At 33.5% G+C, this 20448-nt stretch carries 16 protein-coding genes; all 16 read left to right on the forward strand.

Translation table 11 applies throughout. From position 1 onward, the window contains the following. Positions 1 to 16: 16 nt before the first annotated feature. Complete coding sequence (gene codY / locus KA893_RS09930; protein WP_115338565.1) at positions 17 to 790, forward strand: GTP-sensing pleiotropic transcriptional regulator CodY; 774 nt, start codon at positions 17 to 19, stop codon at positions 788 to 790. Between the two features lie 238 nt (positions 791 to 1028). Then, positions 1029 to 1817, forward strand: a complete 789-nt coding sequence (rpsB, locus tag KA893_RS09935) for a 30S ribosomal protein S2 (protein ID WP_194375940.1) — start codon at positions 1029 to 1031, stop codon at positions 1815 to 1817. A 93-nt stretch (positions 1818 to 1910) separates the two neighbouring features. After that, entirely contained in the window at positions 1911 to 2789 is an 879-nt protein-coding gene (gene tsf, locus KA893_RS09940; protein WP_037538543.1) for a translation elongation factor Ts, read from the forward strand. A 134-nt stretch (positions 2790 to 2923) separates the two neighbouring features. Then, positions 2924 to 3646 (forward strand): UMP kinase, encoded by a 723-nt coding sequence (gene pyrH, locus KA893_RS09945; RefSeq protein ID WP_002483465.1) that lies wholly within the window; start codon positions 2924 to 2926, stop codon positions 3644 to 3646. 16 nt (positions 3647 to 3662) lie between these two features. Continuing rightward, positions 3663 to 4217, forward strand: coding sequence for a ribosome recycling factor (gene frr / locus KA893_RS09950; protein WP_002483464.1), 555 nt, complete (start codon positions 3663 to 3665; stop codon positions 4215 to 4217). A gap of 229 nt (positions 4218 to 4446) precedes the next feature. Then, positions 4447 to 5211 (forward strand): isoprenyl transferase, encoded by a 765-nt coding sequence (locus KA893_RS09955; RefSeq protein WP_011303261.1) that lies wholly within the window; start codon positions 4447 to 4449, stop codon positions 5209 to 5211. 17 nt (positions 5212 to 5228) lie between these two features. Further along, a complete protein-coding gene (locus KA893_RS09960) occupies positions 5229 to 6011 on the forward strand; it encodes a phosphatidate cytidylyltransferase (RefSeq protein WP_115338563.1) in 783 nt (260 codons plus the stop codon). A 323-nt stretch (positions 6012 to 6334) separates the two neighbouring features. After that, entirely contained in the window at positions 6335 to 7621 is a 1287-nt protein-coding gene (gene rseP / locus KA893_RS09965) for an RIP metalloprotease RseP (RefSeq protein ID WP_037538541.1), read from the forward strand. A gap of 19 nt (positions 7622 to 7640) precedes the next feature. Next, positions 7641 to 9341, forward strand: a complete 1701-nt coding sequence (locus KA893_RS09970) for a proline--tRNA ligase (RefSeq protein ID WP_194375941.1) — start codon at positions 7641 to 7643, stop codon at positions 9339 to 9341. Positions 9342 to 9747: 406 nt separating this feature from the next. Continuing rightward, complete coding sequence (locus KA893_RS09975; protein WP_194375942.1) at positions 9748 to 14064, forward strand: PolC-type DNA polymerase III; 4317 nt, start codon at positions 9748 to 9750, stop codon at positions 14062 to 14064. A 290-nt stretch (positions 14065 to 14354) separates the two neighbouring features. Continuing rightward, on the forward strand, positions 14355 to 14822 hold the full coding sequence (gene rimP / locus KA893_RS09980; protein WP_002483458.1) for a ribosome maturation factor RimP: 468 nt from the start codon (positions 14355 to 14357) through the stop codon (positions 14820 to 14822). Positions 14823 to 14845: 23 nt separating this feature from the next. Then, on the forward strand, positions 14846 to 16039 hold the full coding sequence (gene nusA, locus KA893_RS09985) for a transcription termination factor NusA (protein WP_194375944.1): 1194 nt from the start codon (positions 14846 to 14848) through the stop codon (positions 16037 to 16039). A 17-nt stretch (positions 16040 to 16056) separates the two neighbouring features. After that, complete coding sequence (gene rnpM, locus KA893_RS09990) at positions 16057 to 16341, forward strand: RNase P modulator RnpM (RefSeq protein ID WP_210125762.1); 285 nt, start codon at positions 16057 to 16059, stop codon at positions 16339 to 16341. After that, the gene (locus KA893_RS09995) at positions 16338 to 16655 is read left to right on the forward strand and encodes a L7Ae/L30e/S12e/Gadd45 family ribosomal protein (protein ID WP_002483455.1); all 318 of its coding nucleotides are present in this window, start codon (positions 16338 to 16340) and stop codon (positions 16653 to 16655) included. Before rnpM ends, KA893_RS09995 begins: the two co-directional genes overlap by 4 nt. 4 nt (positions 16656 to 16659) lie before the next feature. After that, positions 16660 to 18783 (forward strand): translation initiation factor IF-2, encoded by a 2124-nt coding sequence (infB, locus tag KA893_RS10000; protein WP_069821933.1) that lies wholly within the window; start codon positions 16660 to 16662, stop codon positions 18781 to 18783. Positions 18784 to 19421: 638 nt separating this feature from the next. Then, complete coding sequence (locus tag KA893_RS10005) at positions 19422 to 20417, forward strand: hypothetical protein (RefSeq protein ID WP_228481172.1); 996 nt, start codon at positions 19422 to 19424, stop codon at positions 20415 to 20417. The last annotated feature ends 31 nt before the right edge of the window (positions 20418 to 20448 follow it).

The raw sequence follows: 20448 nt of genomic DNA on the forward strand, positions 1-20448 counted from the left end.
ATAAAGGAGTAGGAATATGAGCTTATTATCAAAAACGAGAGAATTAAATACACTTTTGCAAAAGCATAAAGGTATTGCGGTAGATTTTAAAGATGTAGCACAAACGATAAGTAGTGTGACAGTAACAAATGTTTTTATAGTTTCAAGAAAAGGTAAAATTTTAGGTTCGAATTTAAATGAATTATTAAAAAATGAACGTATCATCGAAATGTTAGAAAATAGACATATCCCTGTAGAATATACAGATCAATTGATGGATGTGAAAGAAACACAATCCAATATTGGTATTGATAATGTACTAACTGTTTTCCCACCTGAAAATAATGATTTATTCGGTGATAGCAGAACAACAATTTTCCCAATTTTAGGTGGTGGGGAAAGACTTGGTACATTAGTTCTAGGACGTGTGACAGAAGATTTTTCTGAAAACGACTTGGTATTAGGTGAATACGCAGCTACAGTTATCGGTATGGAAATATTACGTGAAAAACATAATGAAGTAGAACAAGAGGCAAGAGATAAAGCAGCTATTAGTATGGCGATCAACTCATTATCATATTCTGAAAGTGAAGCGATTGAACATATATTTGAAGAACTAGGTGGTAAAGAAGGCTTACTAATCGCTTCAAAAGTTGCAGATAGAGTCGGCATTACACGTTCAGTTATTGTAAATGCCTTGCGTAAACTAGAAAGTGCGGGTGTAATCGAATCTCGTTCATTAGGTATGAAGGGTACATTTATTAAAGTTAAAAAAGACAAGTTCTTAGATGAACTAGAAAGAATCAAATAAAATTTTATTGCGTAACGACTTAATTGAGAACGACTAATAGATGGGCTTAGTCGTTCTTTATAATGTGTAAATTAATGGACAAAAACTATTGATTTGCATAGGTAAATATGATATATTTATTGACGGCTATGAAGCCAATACACACACAGAAAGTTAAAGTATAAAGGGTGCGATATTTAATTGTCGTGTTTATATGAGCTTTTTGTGGAGGTAATAAACCAATAGGAGGAATTTTATTATGGCAGTAATTTCAATGAAACAATTGCTAGAAGCAGGTGTTCACTTCGGTCACCAAACACGCCGTTGGAACCCAAAAATGAAAAGATACATTTTCACTGAGAGAAACGGTATTTACATTATCGATTTACAAAAAACAGTGAAAAAAGTAGAAGAAGCTTATAACTTCATTAAACAAGTATCAGAAGATGGCGGAAAAGTTTTATTCGTTGGTACGAAAAAACAAGCACAAGATTCAGTTAAAGCTGAAGCAGAACGTGCTGGTCAATTCTATGTAAACCAAAGATGGTTAGGTGGAATCTTAACTAACTATAAAACAATTTCTAAACGTATTAAACGTATCTCTGAAATTGAAAAAATGGAAGAAGATGGCTTATTCGAAGTATTACCTAAAAAAGAAGTTGTAGAACTTAAAAAAGAATATGACCGTTTAATTAAATTCTTAGGCGGAATTCGTGATATGAAATCTATGCCTCAAGCATTGTTCGTTGTTGACCCTCGTAAAGAGCGCAACGCAATTGCTGAAGCACGTAAATTACACATCCCAATCGTTGGTATTGTAGATACTAACTGTGATCCAGATGAAATTGATTACGTTATCCCTGCAAACGATGATGCTATCCGTGCCGTTAAATTATTAACTGGTAAAATGGCAGATGCAATCTTAGAAGGTCAACAAGGTGTATCAAATGAAGAAGTAGCAGCTGAACAAAATATTGATTTAGATGAATCAAAAGAAGCTACTGAAACAGAAACAACTGAAGAAAACACTTCTGTTGAATCAAACTAAGAATAATGTAAAATGGGTGATAAGATATTGAAGCTTATCACCTTTTTTTAAAATAAATAAAATAAAATTCATTAAATAATGGAGGAATTTGAAATGGCAATTTCAGCTAAACTTGTAAAAGAATTACGTGAAAAAACTGGCGCTGGTATGATGGACTGTAAAAAAGCGTTAACAGAAACTGATGGTGACATCGATAAAGCGGTAGACTTCCTACGTGAAAAAGGTATCGCTAAAGCTGCTAAAAAATCTGACCGTATTGCGGCAGAAGGTTTAGTACACGTTGAAGAAAGAGGAAACGAAGCAGCAATTGTTGAAATCAATTCTGAAACTGACTTCGTTGCTCGTAATGAAGGTTTCCAACAATTAGTGAAAGAAATTGCTATCCAAGTATTAGATACTAAAGCAGAAACAGTTGAAGCACTTTTAGAAACTAACTTACCAGATGGTAAATCAGTTGACCAACGTGTTAAAGAAGCTATCTCAACTATCGGTGAAAAATTAAGTATCCGTCGTTTTGCTGTTAGAACTAAAACAGACAACGATTCATTCGGTGCTTATTTACACATGGGTGGACGTATTGGTGTATTAACTGTAGTTGAAGGTTCTACTGATGCTGAAGCAGCTAAAGATGTTGCAATGCACATTGCTGCAATCAACCCTAAATATGTTTCATCTGAACAAGTAAGCGAAGATGAAATCGCTCATGAAAGAGATGTTTTAAAACAACAAGCTCTAAATGAAGGTAAACCAGAAAATATCGTTGAAAAAATGGTTGAAGGTCGTTTACGTAAATATCTACAAGAAATTTGTGCAGTTGACCAAAACTTTGTAAAAGATCCTGATCAAACAGTTGAAGCTTTCTTAAAATCTAAAGGTGGTAAACTAGTTGACTTCGTACGTTATGAAGTAGGCGAAGGCATGGAAAAACGTGAAGAAAACTTTGCTGACGAAGTTAAAGGACAAATGAAATAATTTTTCATAAGTTAAAACAAGGAAGAAGACACCTTTTGTGCTCCGTATGAAAGATTCACTTTTGTATTGGAAGACCTATTGTGTCTTCTTTACTTGTATAATTTACATATTTTTACAATAGAGAGGATAAGACAATGGCTCAAACTTCTAAATACGAACGTGTTGTATTAAAATTAAGTGGCGAAGCACTCGCAGGTGACGATGGATTTGGAATTAACCCAATTATAATCAAAAGTATTGCAGAACAAGTAGCTGAAGTAGCTAAATTGGACTGTGAAATTGCAGTTATCGTTGGTGGCGGTAATATTTGGAGAGGTAAAACTGGTAGCGATTTAGGCATGGATCGTGGTACAGCAGACTACATGGGTATGTTAGCTACAGTAATGAATGCATTAGCATTACAAGATAGCCTCGAACAATTAGAATGTGATACACGTGTTTTAACTTCAATAGAAATGAAACAAGTTGCAGAACCTTATATTCGTCGTCGTGCAATCAGACATTTAGAAAAAAATCGTGTGGTCATCTTTGCAGCCGGTATAGGTAACCCTTACTTCTCTACTGACACAACTGCAGCATTGCGTGCAGCTGAAGTTGAAGCTGATGTTATCTTAATGGGCAAAAATAATGTCGACGGTGTTTATTCTGCTGATCCGAAAGTAGATCCAAATGCAATCAAATATGAGCACCTAACGCATATCCAAATGTTACAAGAAGGTTTACAAGTTATGGATTCAACAGCTTCATCATTCTGCATGGATAATAATATTCCATTAAATGTATTTTCAATAACTGAAGAAGGTAATATTAAACGCGCTGTCATGGGTGAAAAAATAGGAACATTGATTACAAAATAATTAGAGGTGTATGACTATGAGTGACATTATTAATGAAACGAAATCAAAAATGCAAAAATCAATAGACAATCTTTCAAGAGAATTAGCTAATATCAGTGCTGGTAGAGCGAATTCAAACTTATTAAATGGTGTAAATGTTGATTATTACGGTGCGCCAACACCAGTTCAACAACTTGCTAGTATTAGTGTGCCAGAAGCACGTTTATTAGTCATTTCTCCATATGATAAATCATCAGTTGGCAATATTGAAAAAGCAATCAATGCAGCTAACTTAGGTGTTAATCCTTCAAGTGATGGAGAAGTTATCCGTATCAGTGTACCAGCATTAACTGAAGAACGTCGTAAAGAGCTTGTTAAAGATGTTAAAAAAATTGGCGAAGACGCTAAAGTTGCAGTAAGAAATGTGCGTCGTGACTCAAACGATGAGCTTAAAAAACAACAAAAAAATTCTGACATCACTGAAGATGATTTAAGAACACAAACAGATGATGTACAAAAATTAACTGACGATTCAATAAAAGAAGTTGAAAAATTGTTAGAAGAAAAAGAACAAGATATTATGTCAGTATAAACATGGTAATGATGATAATGGCTTCAATCATTAAGGCGATATAATTGAACTTATATTGTTGCTGATTAAGAGGCTAATCATATTCTTATCTGAACTGTATCAAATCAGACTTTGGTACAGTTTTTTTATTTGTTTATTCAATGCAACAATCTAGTATGATAAAATGGTAGATAATTGCATCTAGAACCTATTATAATAAACATAGATGATCACGCTCGGAGGAAATACCATGTTTAAAAAGTTAATTAAAAAAAATAAAAATCAGCCAATCCAATCAGAGTTTGGCTTGGACTTACATAACATACCTGAACATGTTGCTATAATCATGGACGGTAATGGTCGCTGGGCAAAACAAAGAAAATTGCCTAGAATTAAAGGTCACTATCAAGGTATGCAAACAGTTAAAAAAATCACAAAAGTTGCTAGTGATATTGGAATTAAATATTTAACATTGTATGCATTTTCTACAGAAAATTGGACTAGACCTGAAAATGAAGTCAATTATATCATGAACTTGCCAGTTAACTTTTTAAAAACATTTCTACCAGAGTTGATAGAAAATAATGTAAAAGTCGAGACAATTGGTTTTATGGAATATTTGCCATCATCTACACTCAAAGCAATCGCTAAAGCCAAAGAAGATACTAAAGATAATACAGGTTTAAAATTAATCTTCGCGATTAATTATGGTGGTCGTGCTGAAATATTAAACAGTGTGAAAACAATCTATGATGAACTAACTGCTAAAGGATTAACTAGTGATGACATTACAGAACAGATGATTGATGATCATTTGATGACACATGCATATCCTGACCCAGATCTTTTGATAAGAACATCAGGTGAACAAAGAATAAGCAATTTCCTTATTTGGCAAGTATCTTACAGTGAATTTATTTTCAATGAAAAGCTATGGCCAGATTTCGATAAAGAAGAATTAATAAATTGTATTAAAATTTATCAATCAAGGCAGCGCCGATTTGGTGGATTATAAATAGTTAGGAGAATAGTATGAAAGTTAGAACTTTAACGGCAATTATAGCACTTATCGTTTTCCTCCCAGTTTTACTTAAGGGTGGCCTTATTCTAATGCTATTTTCATATTTATTGGCATTCATCGCTTTAAAAGAATTGCTTAATATGAATATGATTAAGTTCTTATCAATACCAGGGATAATTAGTGCATTAGGTATTTTAATCATTATGTTACCTCAAGACGCGGGGAGCTGGGTTAACGACCTTCAATTAAAATCGTTAATAGCAATGAGTTTTATTTTATTAAGTTATACAGTACTTTCTAAAAATAGATTCAGCTTTATGGATGCGGCATTTTGTCTAATGTCCATCGCATATGTAGGTATCGGATTTATGTATTTATATGAAACACGCTCAGAGGGTTTACATTACATATTATTTGCGTTTTTAGTGGTTTGGTTAACTGATACAGGTGCGTATATTTTTGGTAGATTGATGGGTAAACACAAATTATGGCCAGTCATTAGCCCTAACAAAACTGTTGAAGGCTTTGTAGGTGGTTTGATTTGTAGTTTAATCGTACCGCTAGTAATGATGATCTTTGTAGATTTCAATATCGTACTATGGTTATTGCTAATCATTACGATTATTTTAAGCATGTTTGGTCAATTGGGTGACTTAGTAGAGTCAGGATTCAAGCGTCACTTTGGCGTAAAAGATTCTGGAAGAATTTTACCAGGTCACGGTGGCATTTTAGATCGTTTTGATAGTTTTATGTTTGTCTTACCATTATTAAATATTTTATTAATTCAAATATAATACATTTACGATATGACTTTTATAATTTTATAAAAATGCGAAAGGAGTTAATGGATTGAAATAACTGGTTATTTAATAACAGTTAATGATATTCTTAACTCCTTTTGACAAGGTCGAAAGATTTCACAATGCTAAATTAAATTTTCAATATTTATAAGTTAGCATGTTGATAACTGTTGAATAAAAATGATTAGAGTTACGTGTATGACAAAGTATAGTTGTGGTATACTTTTATAACTTAAAGTTGGTAGTATACATTACTGACACATTGCATGTTATCCAACATGCAGTTAATTTATTAAGAAAATATGAGGTGTATCAAATTGAGTTTTCTAGTAACAATTATTTCTTTTATCATTGTTTTTGGTGTCCTCGTAACCGTACATGAATATGGGCATATGTTTTTTGCTAAACGCGCAGGAATTATGTGTCCAGAATTTGCTATTGGTATGGGACCTAAAATATTTAGTTTTAGAAAAAATGAAACATTATATACGATACGACTATTACCAGTTGGTGGTTATGTGCGTATGGCTGGTGATGGTTTGGAAGAACCGCCGGTACAACCAGGTATGCATGTTAAAATAAAATTGAATGATAAAGATGAAATTACACATATCATTTTGGATGACCAACATAAATTCCAACAAATTGAAGCGATAGAAGTGAAACAATGTGATTTTAAAGATGGCTTGTATATCGAAGGTGTAACGCCTTATGATCAAGAACGTCATAGGTATAATATTGCTAAAAAATCATATTTTGTTGAAAATGGTAGCTTAATTCAAATTGCACCAAAAGATAGACAATTCACGTATAAAAAGCCTTATCAAAAGTTTTTAACATTATTTGCTGGACCACTATTTAACTTCTTACTTACATTGGTATTATTTATCGGTCTTGCGTATTATCAAGGGACACCGACAAATGGCATTGATGAAGTCATGAAAGATTCACCGGCACAACAAGCTGGTCTTAAATCTGGTGATAAAATTGTTAAATTAGATGATAAAAAAATTGAAAATAAAGGTGATATAGATAGTGTTGTAAAAAATATTAAAGATAATAAGACAGAAGTTACGGTTGAACGTGATGGAAAAACACATACGATGGATATCAAGCCTAAAAAAGTAGAACAAAAAGTAACGAAAACTAATACACAAACTAGATATTTATTAGGCTATAGTGCAAGTACCGAACATACAATATTTAAACCAATTGCAGCTGGTGTTGAACGATCACTAGAGGCGGGTAAATTAATATTTACAGCTATTGTAAGTATGATTGCCAGCATATTTACTGGTCATTTTTCTTTCGATATGCTAAACGGACCAGTTGGTATATATCACACTGTGGATTCAGTAGTTAAAACAGGTATCATTAATTTAATTTCTTGGACGGCACTATTAAGTGTTAATCTAGGCTTAATGAACTTGTTACCAATACCTGCACTAGACGGTGGCCGTATTTTATTCGTCATATATGAAGCGATATTTAGAAAACCGGTTAATAAGAAAGCCGAAACAACAATTATTGCGATTGGTGCTGTTTTTGTACTTATTATAATGGTCTTAGTGACATGGAACGATATTCAACGTTATTTCTTATAAAAGGGAGAGAGGTAGTTAAATGAAACAATCAAAGGTATTTATTCCAACAATGAAAGAAGTACCAGCAGGAGCAGAAGCACTGAGCCATCGTTTATTACTGAAAGCTGGTTTAATTAAACAAAGTACAAGTGGGATCTATAGTTATTTACCTTTAGCTGCACGCGTACTGAATAATATTGAAGCAATTGTGCGTGAAGAAATGGAACGCATAGATGCGGTTGAAATCTTAATGCCTGCATTACAACAAGCAGAATTATGGGAAGAGTCAGGTCGCTGGAGTGCTTACGGTCCAGAACTGATGCGTTTACAAGATCGTAACGGACGTGAATTTGCATTAGGACCAACACATGAGGAAGTTGTAACGTCCATCGTTAGAGATGAATTGAAGTCATACAAACAATTACCACTTACGTTATTCCAAATACAATCTAAATACAGAGATGAAAAGCGTCCACGCTTCGGTTTGTTACGTGGTAGAGAATTTATCATGAAAGATGCTTATTCGTTCCATGCGGATGAGGACTCTCTAGATGCATCTTATCAAGACATGTATAACGCATACGGTCGCATATTTAAACGTGTTGGTATTAATGCGCGACCAGTTGTTGCAGATTCAGGAGCAATTGGTGGCAGTCACACACATGAATTTATGGCACTAAGTGAAATCGGCGAAGATACGATTGTGTATAGTGAACAGAGTGACTATGCTGCAAATATTGAAAAAGCGGAAGTAGTCTATCAAGCCAATGAAAAACATGAAGATTTACAACCATTAACAAAAATAGAAACACCAAATATTCATACTGCGCAAGAACTGGCTACATTCTTAGACAAACCCTTAGACGAAATTACTAAATCTATGGTATTTAAAATAGATGGAGAATTTATTATGGTCTTAGTTCGTGGTCACCATGAATTGAATGATATTAAGTTAAAAGCATACTTTGGTACGGATAATATTGAATTAGCTTCTGAAGACGAAATTGTTAATCTTTTAGGTGCGAAACCTGGCTCGCTAGGTCCAGTTTTTGATAAAGAGATTAAAGTCTATGCCGATAATTTCATTCAAGATTTAAATAATATTGTCGTTGGTGCAAACGAAGATGGCTATCATTTATTAAATGCTAATATTGGTCGTGATTTCGAAGTTGATGCTTTCGGAGACTTTAGATTTATATTAGAAGGTGAACCATTATCAGATGGCTCCGGACCAGCTCACTTTGCAGAGGGCATTGAAGTTGGACAGGTATTTAAATTAGGAACGAAATACTCTGAATCAATGAATGCAACATTTTTAGATAATCAAGGTAAAGCACAGCCACTATTAATGGGTTGTTATGGAATTGGCGTATCAAGAACATTAAGTGCGATTGTTGAACAAAACAATGATGAAAATGGCATCATTTGGCCAAAATCTGTAACACCATTTGATTTACACTTAATTACGATTAATCCTAAAAAAGATGATCAACGTGAATTAGCAGATCAATTATATACCCAGTTAAAAGAAAACTACGATGTTTTATATGACGATCGTAAAGAACGTGCAGGTGTTAAATTTAATGATGCTGATTTAATTGGATTGCCAGTGCGTGTGGTTGTTGGTAAAAATGCAGCAGAGGGTATAGTAGAAGTGAAACGTCGTGATACAGGTGAAAGTGAAGAGGTCTATGTGGATAATTTAATTAATTATGTAAACACATTGTATTCTAATATCTAATTTTAGAGCAGGAACTAGGATAATTTGTTATAATTTACAAAGTAAACTGTGCGTTAAAAAGTATAAATATGGGAGATAGGTAGAAACCGAATTTTTCAAAAGGTTTCATTGTCCCAGCTTGACAATTATGACTAGGGTAGATGATTACTTGAATTGAAGCTCATGTATAAGAGTGAGACTTTACATCTACTGCCAATTGACTAAAAAGTCTGAGACATCTATTTGTGTCTCAGACTCTTTTGTTATTCATGTAAAGTAATATCATAGTGCGACAAGTTGAACTAATAGAAATTTTTAGATATTCCGTTATAGTATAGAACATGTAAATTCATACATACACCGTCATAAAATATAAGTATCTATATATAAGAAAAGTAGTGTAATTAATAGTAAGGTGGTTATCGTCATGGCAATGACAAATGAGGAAAAATTTAAAATACTAGCTGACCAAATCAAAATTGCTGAGCATTTAGATTCAGAAATATTGGAAAATAGTGAATTAACACGTGTTGATGTCAAAACATCAGATCGAACTTGGGTATTTCAAATTACATTCCCACATTTTTTAACAATTGAAAATTATTTGCTTTTTAAAGGTGCAATCATTGAAGAATTTAAAACGATTGCAGATGTAAAATGTAATTTCACGGTAAAAGATAAAACAAATCAAGATGAATTTGCAATAAAATATTTTAGCCACTGTATTGATCAAACAAAATTATCACCCAAAGTAAAAGGACAATTAAAACAAAAACGCTTAATTATGTCAGGTGATGTATTAAAAGTCATGTGCCAAAACGATGTTGAACGAGATCACTTTGATAAAGCGTGTAATGGTAGTTTGATTGCAGCATACCAACAGTGTGGGTTTAATATAAGTAAAGTCGTTTTCGAAACAGATAGTGCAGTTAACGATGGGGATTTAGCGTCATTAGAAGCACATATTCAAGAAGAAGATGAGAAAAGTGCGCGTGAAGCAACAGAAAAATTAGAGAAAATGAAGGCTGAAAAAGCAAAACAACAGGACAATAACGAAAGTGATGTTTCAAAATGTCAAATTGGTAAACCAATCCAAGTTGAAAATGTACGTCAAATTGACTCAATTATCGAAGAAGAATTTAAAGCTGCTGTAGAAGGTGTTATTTTCGATATCAATTTAAAAGAATTGAAGAGTGGGCGTCATATTGTAGAATTAAAAGTAACAGATTATACAGATTCTCTTGTCTTGAAAATGTTCACACGTAAAAATAAAGATGATTTAGCGCATTTTAAAGCTTTAAGTGTAGGTAAATGGGTTCGTGCACAAGGGCGTATTGAGGAAGATACATTTGTACGTGACCTAGTTATGATGATGTTAGATATCGAAGAAATAAAAAAAGCTACAAAACAAGATAAAGCTGAAGACAAACGTGTTGAATTCCATTTACATACGTCAATGAGTCAAATGGATGGTATTCCAAACATATCAGATTATGTAGATCAAGCTGCGAAATGGGGACATAAAGCCATTGCGGTAACAGACCATAATGTTGTGCAAGCATTCCCAGATGCACATAGTGCTGCCGAAAAAAAAGGAATTAAAATGATTTATGGCATGGAAGGTATGCTGGTAGATGATGGTGTACCAATCGCATATAAACCAAAAGATTGTGACCTGAAAACAGCTACTTATGTAGTATTTGACGTTGAGACAACGGGACTTTCAAATCAATACGATAAAATTATTGAACTTGCAGCTGTTAAAGTAAAAGATGGCGAAATTATTGATAAATTTGAACGATTCAGTAATCCTCATGAACGATTGTCAGAAACAATTAAAAACTTAACGCATATTTCAGATGACATGTTAGTAGATGCCCCTGAAATAGAAGAAGTGCTCACTGAGTTTAAATCATGGGTAGGCGACGCCATTTTTGTAGCGCATAATGCATCATTTGATATGGGTTTCATCGATACAGGCTATGAACACGTTGGCATTGGTGCTTCCACGAACGGTGTCATTGATACATTAGAATTATCTAGAACAATTAATACAGAATATGGTAAGCATGGCTTAAATTTCTTAGCTAAAAAATACGGAGTTGAATTAACGCAACACCATAGAGCGATATATGATACAGAAGCAACGGCCTATATGTTCATAAAAATGCTTAAGCAACTAGAAGCGCTTGGTGTTCACAACCATCAAGATATCAATACGTCATTGTCAAATGAAGATGCGTATAAGCGTGCACGACCAAATCATGTAACACTCATTGTGCAGAACCAAGATGGTTTGAAAAATCTATTTAAAATTGTGAGTGCTTCTCTTGTTCAATATTATTACCGTACACCAAGAATTCCACGTTCCTTGTTGGATGAGTATAGAGAAGGAATACTTGTAGGCTCTGCGTGTGATGAGGGCGAAGTATTTACAGCAGTTATGCAAAAAGACCAGTCTCAAGTAGAGCGAATTGCCAAATATTACGATTTTATTGAGGTTCAACCGCCAGCACTTTATCAAGATCTAATTGATAGAGAGCTAGTAAGAGATAATGAAACTTTACATGAAATTTATAATCGTTTAATTCGAGCGGGGGATGTAAATAATATTCCAGTGATTGCAACAGGTAATGCACATTATTTAAATGAACATGATGCGATTGCTCGTAAAATATTAATTGCCGCTCAACCGGGTAATCCATTAAATCGCTCTACTTTACCAAAAGCGCATTTTAGAACAACGAATGAAATGTTAGATGAATTACACTTTTTAGGTGAGGAAAAAGCATATGAACTTGTAGTTCAGAATACGAATGATTTAGCAGATAAAATAGAACGTGTCGTACCAATTAAAGATGAACTATTCACACCGAGAATGGAAGGTGCGAATGAAGAAATACGTGAAATGAGTTACGATAATGCAAAAGCACTTTACGGCGATGATTTACCACAGATTGTCATTGATCGTTTAGAGAAAGAATTGGAAAGTATTATAGGTAATGGTTTCTCAGTAATATATTTAATTTCTCAAAGATTAGTTAAAAAATCACTGAATGATGGTTACTTAGTAGGTTCACGTGGTTCTGTTGGTTCGAGCTTTGTGGCAACAATGACTGAAATTACAGAAGTGAATCCCCTACCACCACATTATATTTGTCCAGAGTGTAAGCAAAGTGAGTTCTTTGATGATGGTTCTGTTGGTTCTGGATTCGATTTACCAGACAAGAAATGTGAATCGTGCGGTTGTGATTTGATTAAAGAAGGCCAGGATATTCCATTCGAAACTTTCTTAGGATTTAAAGGGGATAAAGTACCTGATATTGACTTGAACTTTAGTGGTGAATATCAACCTGAAGCGCATAACTATACTAAAGAGCTATTTGGTGAAGATAAAGTATTTCGTGCGGGAACGATCGGTACGGTTGCAGAAAAAACTGCTTTTGGTTTTGTGAAGGGATATTTAAACGATCAAGGTATTCATAAACGAGGAGCAGAAATAGACAGACTTGTAAAAGGTTGTACTGGTGTTAAACGTACGACTGGACAACATCCAGGTGGTATTATTGTTGTTCCCGATTATATGGATATTTACGATTTTACACCTGTTCAATTCCCAGCAGATGATCAAGGTTCTTCTTGGATGACAACGCACTTTGATTTCCATTCCATTCATGATAATGTGTTGAAATTGGATATACTGGGTCACGATGATCCTACTATGATACGTATGTTGCAAGATTTGTCAGGTATTGATCCAAAAACGATTCCAGTAGATGATAAGGAGACGATGGGCATTTTTAGTTCGCCAGAGCCTTTAGGTGTCACTTCCGATGAAATTTTATGTAAAACAGGTACATTTGGTGTACCAGAATTCGGAACTGGATTTGTTAGACAAATGTTAGAAGATACGAAACCAACAACATTTTCTGAATTAGTTAGAATTTCAGGGCTATCTCATGGTACGGATGTATGGTTAGGTAATGCACAGGATTTAATACGCTCTGGTAAATGCGATTTAGCAAGTGTAATTTGTTGTCGTGATGATATCATGGTCTACTTGATGTATAACGGTTTGGAACCTTCATTAGCCTTTAAAACAATGGAATTTGTTCGTAAGGGTAAAGGTTTAACTGATGATATGGTAGAAGCGATGGTTGATAATGAAGTGCCAGATTGGTACTTAGACTCATGTAGAAAGATTAAATACATGTTCCCTAAAGCCCACGCAGCAGCTTATGTACTAATGGCTGTACGTATTGCTTATTTCAAAGTGCACTATCCATTATATTACTATGCTAGTTACTTTACTGTACGTGCTTCAGACTTTGATTTAATCTCAATGATTAAAGATAAAGAAAGTATACGTAACACGGTAAATGATATGTATTCACGTTATATGGATTTAGCAAAAAAAGAAAAAGATACGTTAACGGTGCTTGAGATTATGAACGAGATGGCACAACGTGGCTACCGAATGCAACCAATCAGTTTAGAGAAGAGCAAAGCATTTGAATTCATAATCGAAGGGGATACTTTAATTCCTCCATTTATTGCTGTACCAGGTTTAGGTGAAAATGTTGCACAAAGAATTGTAGAAGCGCGCGATGAAGGGCCTTTCTTATCTAAAGAAGATTTAAATAAAAAAGCTGGTTTATCTCAAAAAGTTATTGAGTATCTAGATGAATTAGGTTCATTACCTAATTTGCCAGATAAAGCACAGCTTTCCATTTTTGATATGTAATCCTTAAATATGATTTACTAGAAACTATTTAGATTTCAATTAAGTGTATTATTTTATAGATTTAGTAAAAGTATAAGAGGTTGATATATTTTACTTGAATTTGACATTAATTAAATATAAGTAAATTTGAGAATAACTTAAGTAAGTTGTCATTGTGCCATTTAACAAATATAGTTATTTGTATAGAAAATGAACATATGGTATAATAATAGTGCTTAAAAAATTAGACTCAGGCAGAAAGAGTGGGCATAATACCCGCTCTTTTCTATTTGCCAAAAAAGGAGGTCAGCATGAGTAAAATAACTGAGCAAGTTGAGACTATCATTCAACCTGTCCTTAACGACTTAAATTTTGAATTAGTAGAAGTTGAGTTTACCAAAGAAGGAAAAGACCATTTTTTAAGAGTATCTATAGATAAAGAAGGCGGCGTTGATTTAAACGATTGTGCGCTAGCTTCTGAAAAAATCAGCGAAGTCATGGACGCGGAAGATCCTATACAAGAAATGTATTATTTAGATGTCGCGTCACCTGGTGCTGAAAGACCAATTAAAAAAGAAAAAGATTTCCAAAATGCAATAACAAAACCAGTATTTGTTTCTTTATATGCACCAATTGAAGGTTCTAAAGAATGGTTAGGTATTTTACAATCTGTTGATGAAACAAACATTGTTATGGAAGTTAAAGAAAAGGCTAAAACAAAGCAAATTGAAATTCCAAGAAATAAAATCGCAAAAGCACGCCATGCTGTAATGATATAACGTGATGAGGAGGATGATAAGTCGTGTCAAGTAATGAATTATTATTAGCTACTGAGTACTTAGAAAAAGAAAAAAAGATTCCTAGAGAAGTATTGATCGATGCCATTGAAGCAGCTTTAATCACTGCTTATAAAAAGAACTACGATAGCGCGAGAACTGTACGCGTAGAATTAAATATGGATCAAGGTAGTTTCAAAGTAATCGCTCGTAAAGAAGTGGTTGAAGAATCAATGGATGATAGAGAAGAAATTAGTTTAGATACTGCATTAGTAAAAAATCCAGCCTATGAAATTGGTGATATTTACGAAGAAGATGTAACGCCAAGTGACTTTGGTCGTGTAGGTGCGCAAGCAGCGAAACAAGCTGTTATGCAACGTTTACGTGATGCAGAACGCGAAATCCTTTACGATGAATTCATCGATAAAGAAGATGATATTGTAACAGGTTTAATTGATAGAGTAGACCACCGTTATGTATATGTGAATTTAGGGCGTACTGAAGCTGTACTATCTGAAGCTGAAAGAAGCCCAAATGAAAGCTATATTCCGAATGAAAGAATTAGAGTGTACGTAAATAAGGTTGAACAAACTACAAAAGGTCCACAAATTTATGTTTCTAGAAGTCATCCAGGCTTATTAAAACGTTTATTTGAACAAGAAGTGCCTGAAATATTTGATGGTACAGTTATTGTTAAATCTGTTGCACGTGAAGCAGGAGATCGCTCTAAAATCAGTGTGCATTCTGATAACCCTGATATTGATGCAGTTGGCGCATGTGTTGGTGCTAAAGGTGCACGTGTAGAAGCGGTTGTAGAAGAACTTGGTGGCGAAAAAATTGATATTGTTCAATGGAATGAAGATCCTAAGGTATTTGTTAAGAATGCATTAAGCCCTTCACAAGTGCTACAGGTTATCGTGGATGAGCCAAATCAATCAACAGTCGTTGTTGTCCCTGACTATCAATTATCACTAGCAATTGGTAAACGCGGTCAAAACGCGAGATTAGCAGCAAAATTAACTGGTTGGAAGATCGATATTAAATCAGAAACTGATGCGAGAGCAGCAGGCGTTTATCCTGCAGAAGAAGCATTAAATGAAGAAGATGAAATGCAATTAGGTGATGTTGTGTCGTCTGAAAATATTGAAGTAGAAGAAGATACTACTGAATCGCAACCAACAGAGACAGTTGAAATAGAAGACGAAGACGCAGAAAAATAAATTGGAGTGGATACTTTATGAAAAAGAAAAAAATTCCAATGCGTAAATGTATACTATCAAATGAATTGCATCCTAAAAATGACATGATTCGAGTTGTAATCAATAAAGATGAGCAAATTTTTGCTGATGCGACAGGTAAACAACAAGGTCGTGGTGCCTACGTATCAAAGGATGTTAAGCTAGTAGAAGAAGCTCAACAAAAAAGTGTTTTAGAAAAGTATTTTAAAGCTGATGCTGATACATTAGAGCCTGTGTATAAAGAAATTATACGTCTTATATACCGTGAAGAGATACCTAAATGACCAAAGAACAAATCGTAAATTTTTTAGGTTTAGCAATGCGTGCTGGAAAAGTAAAAACAGGTGAATCAGTTATTTTAAATGATTTGAAAAAGAACAAACTAAAGCTCGTAATCATTGCAACGGATGCTTCTGATAACACAATTAAAGTGATACAGAACAAATGTGAAAGTTACCATATATCATTACGTATATTTGGAACGAGAGCTGAATTAGGACAAGCTTTGGGTAAAGCAGAACGTGTAAACATTGGAATCACTGATCAAGGCTTTGCTAAAAAGTTATTGTCAATGATTGATGAATATCGTAAGGAGTGACTATATGAGTAAAAAAAGAATTTACGAATACGCAAAAGATTTAAAAATTAAAAGTAAAGAAATTATTGATGAATTGAAAAAAATGGACGTTGAGGTAACGAGTCATATGCAAACGTTAGAAGACGACCAAATTAAAGCTTTAGATAAAATTTACAAACCAGAAAAAGCAGAACAAAGTGAGAAATCACAACAAAAGAATACTCAAAATAAACAACAAACAACACACAATAAAGGTAACCAATCGAATAAAGGTAACCAATCGAATAAAGGTAACCAAAATAATAAGCCGAATAATAAGAAAAATAATAAAAATAACAAGAACAACAAAAATAATAAAAATAACAAACAACCTAAACAAGAAGAACCAAAAGAAATGCCATCAAAAATTACCTACCAAGATGGCATAACAGTTGGTGAACTTGCTGAAAAATTAAATGTTGATTCTTCAGGTATTATCAAAAAATTATTCTTATTAGGTATCATGGCTAATATCAATCAATCATTAGATGACGAAACATTAGAACTTATTGTAGACGATTATGGTGTTGAAATTGAAAAAGAAATCGTAGTTGATGAAGAAGACTTGGCGATTTATTTTGATGATGAAACAGAAGATGAAAATGCAATAGAACGTCCAGCAGTAGTTACAATCATGGGACATGTTGACCATGGTAAAACGACGTTATTAGATTCTATTCGTCATACGAAAGTGACAGCTGGAGAAGCTGGTGGTATTACACAACATATCGGTGCTTACCAAATTGAAAATGATGGCAAAAAAATCACTTTCCTTGATACACCTGGTCACGCCGCTTTTACAACAATGCGTGCACGTGGTGCTCAAGTTACCGATATTACTATTTTAGTAGTGGCAGCTGATGATGGGGTAATGCCTCAAACAATTGAAGCAATAAATCATGCCAAAGAGGCTGAAGTGCCAACAATTGTAGCTGTAAACAAAATTGATAAACCTACTTCAAATCCAGACCGTGTGATGCAAGAATTAACTGAATACGGTTTAATTCCAGAAGACTGGGGTGGCGATACAATCTTCGTTCCACTTTCAGCATTAAGTGGCGACGGTATTGAAGATTTATTAGAAATGATTGTATTGACTTCAGAAGTACAAGAATTAAAAGCTAATCCAGAAAAAAATGCTGTAGGTACAGTGATTGAAGCTGAATTAGATAAGTCACGCGGTCCGTCTGCTTCATTATTAGTTCAAAATGGTACACTCAATGTGGGTGATTCACTCGTAGTTGGTAACACGTATGGTAGAATTCGTGCAATGGTTAATGATTTAGGCCAACGTATTAAAACGGCTGGTCCTTCTACACCAGTTGAAATTACTGGTATTAATGATGTGCCACAAGCTGGTGACAGATTTGTTGTATTTAAAGATGAAAAACAAGCAAGACGTATTGGTGAAGCACGCCATGAAGCTAATGTGATGCAACAACGTCAAGAAAGTAAGAGTGTTTCATTAGATAATTTATTTGAACAAATGAAACAAGGTGAAATGAAAGATCTTAATGTCATCATCAAAGGTGACGTTCAAGGTTCAGTTGAAGCACTTGCTGCGTCATTGATGAAAATAGATGTTGAAGGCGTTAATGTGCGTATTATACACACAGCTGTAGGTGCTATAAATGAATCAGACGTTACTTTAGCTAATGCCTCTAACGGTATTATTATCGGTTTCAATGTTCGACCAGATACTGGTGCAAAACGTGCGGCAGATAATGAAGGCGTAGATATGCGTTTACACCGTGTCATTTACAACGTTATAGAAGAAATAGAATCAGCAATGAAAGGCATGCTAGATCCAGAATTTGAAGAACAAGTTATTGGGCAAGCAGAAGTTCGTCAAACTTTCAAAGTTTCTAAAGTCGGTACAATTGCAGGTAGTTATGTTATTGATGGTAAAATCACTCGTAATGCAGGTGTACGTGTCATTAGAGACGGCATTGTACAATTCGAAGGTGAACTAGACACATTGAAGCGTTTTAAAGATGACGCAAAAGAAGTAGCTCAAGGTTACGAATGTGGTATCACAATTGAAAAGTATAATGACCTTAAAGAAGGTGACATCATTGAAGCGTTCGAAATGGTAGAAATTAAAAGATAAAATTTAAATTAAAATAAAGATTCAGGCATATAATCACCTCAGACTAACGATAATCATTTTCTTTATTGAAATCATCATAAGCACGCCAAAAGTGAGATTAAAATCTCATTTTTGGCGTGCTTTTTTATTATCAATGAAGTTTCTGTATAAGGGCGTAAATTGAGTCACCATCAGTCATCATTAGGGACTTTTAGATTTAATTAAGATAATTTTATGAATCGATGAGAGTATATCTGTTAACAACTAAATAGATTATATTTGATAATGATGTAAAGCTTTCGTACTCTGAAGCATCGTATAAAAGAGAGTGTTGATAGTAGATGTGAAAAATATCAGGGATGTTGATTTTACGTATTATGTTGTTATATAATATATATTCCAAAATTCGATGGCTTATCAGTGATTCGAATTTTAAGTATACGTCGTTTATAGTTTATTAAACAATTAATATCAAAAGATATTAAAATTAAATAATTGAAACATACAAATGTTATCGCACTATTTTATATAATTAATAGATGTTTTTATAGTTGTAAATTAGATATAAAAAATATTGTGAAATTACCTTTATTTATATTGGCGGACACTGGCTGTCTATGTGCATGATTAAACTTAGAATAAATAGGAGGTTATAAATGATGAGTGAATATTTAAAAGAAATAAACGAATTCTGGCAACAATATTTAGATCAATATAACTCTATTTATGATGAATCGACATTAAAAGCAATCATTAAAAATAATGATACTACAGCATTTTTACATCCTAGAGATTTAGAATATATAAAAAAACATTTCGGTGAAAATTTTATGGAAATTCCAAGATTTAAGAAAATGATTGATTTCGCTAATGGTAAAGTGACAGTTAATAAAAATAGACAAAAAGTGACATTCGAAAATGCTGAACTTAATCCTGCGACTGCGCGACCTTATTTTGGAAATCCTGAAATTGCAGATATCGTTATATTAAAAAAACAACCCGAAAATGATTTTAAAACATACGAACTCAGTTTGCCTGAAGCTGAAGCAATAGAGTATAGAAAGAGGATCTTGTTAGATATTCAAGGTAAATTAACATTTGAGGGTCAAAAATTATTTTTACCTTATATTGATCGCCATAGATGGTTTGTAAAATATTTATATAGTAATGCGTCAACTTTAAAATACTTTAATATTGACCCTAATCGTTTAATGGTTATTAAATTTTTCCCTTATCAAACAGGTCATGCAGCAGGTATACCGAAAGATTTCTTATCATTTAAATATATACTTCCTTCCCAGAGGCAAAATTTTAACTTGTTAATTAAAATGCTAAAAGATGATAAAAAACGAATTTATATCGTAAGTGAGGAAGAATTATATATATCCATTTTCAAAAATTTTGCGGATAGTGATATTTGTGAATATTTAATTGAAAACCTATTTGTATTATCTTCTAAACAAAATAGACATCTTACGTTATGTAACGTATTGAGTTATAAAGAGCATAGGGAACGTCTGAGAAAAAAACAAGCGTTATCAAAAATTGAGTATTACAAATGGAATCAAGAACAAAAGGCTGCACGCGAAAATGGTGATTCTGATTTTCACAAGAAAATGGATTCTATGAGATATGAATTTTCTAATTCTAACTAATAAATAAAAAAGCTTATAGTATGTGTGTATC

Source organism: Staphylococcus sp. GDY8P126P, assembly GCF_017891965.1.
Lineage (GTDB): Bacteria > Bacillota > Bacilli > Staphylococcales > Staphylococcaceae > Staphylococcus > Staphylococcus saprophyticus.

Bases quoted from the DNA above. Each gene is read 5' to 3' on its own strand.
- codY (WP_115338565.1), top strand. From the start codon at position 17: ATGAGCTTATTATCAAAAACGAGAGAATTAAATACACTTTTGCAAAAG.
- rpsB (WP_194375940.1), top strand. From the start codon at position 1,029: ATGGCAGTAATTTCAATGAAACAATTGCTAGAAGCAGGTGTTCACTTC.
- tsf (WP_037538543.1), top strand. From the start codon at position 1,911: ATGGCAATTTCAGCTAAACTTGTAAAAGAATTACGTGAAAAAACTGGC.
- pyrH (WP_002483465.1), top strand. From the start codon at position 2,924: ATGGCTCAAACTTCTAAATACGAACGTGTTGTATTAAAATTAAGTGGC.
- frr (WP_002483464.1), top strand. From the start codon at position 3,663: ATGAGTGACATTATTAATGAAACGAAATCAAAAATGCAAAAATCAATA.
- KA893_RS09955 (WP_011303261.1), top strand. From the start codon at position 4,447: ATGTTTAAAAAGTTAATTAAAAAAAATAAAAATCAGCCAATCCAATCA.
- KA893_RS09960 (WP_115338563.1), top strand. From the start codon at position 5,229: ATGAAAGTTAGAACTTTAACGGCAATTATAGCACTTATCGTTTTCCTC.
- KA893_RS09970 (WP_194375941.1), top strand. From the start codon at position 7,641: ATGAAACAATCAAAGGTATTTATTCCAACAATGAAAGAAGTACCAGCA.
- KA893_RS09975 (WP_194375942.1), top strand. From the start codon at position 9,748: ATGGCAATGACAAATGAGGAAAAATTTAAAATACTAGCTGACCAAATC.
- rimP (WP_002483458.1), top strand. From the start codon at position 14,355: ATGAGTAAAATAACTGAGCAAGTTGAGACTATCATTCAACCTGTCCTT.
- rnpM (WP_210125762.1), top strand. From the start codon at position 16,057: ATGAAAAAGAAAAAAATTCCAATGCGTAAATGTATACTATCAAATGAA.
- KA893_RS09995 (WP_002483455.1), top strand. From the start codon at position 16,338: ATGACCAAAGAACAAATCGTAAATTTTTTAGGTTTAGCAATGCGTGCT.
- infB (WP_069821933.1), top strand. From the start codon at position 16,660: ATGAGTAAAAAAAGAATTTACGAATACGCAAAAGATTTAAAAATTAAA.
- KA893_RS10005 (WP_228481172.1), top strand. From the start codon at position 19,422: ATGAGTGAATATTTAAAAGAAATAAACGAATTCTGGCAACAATATTTA.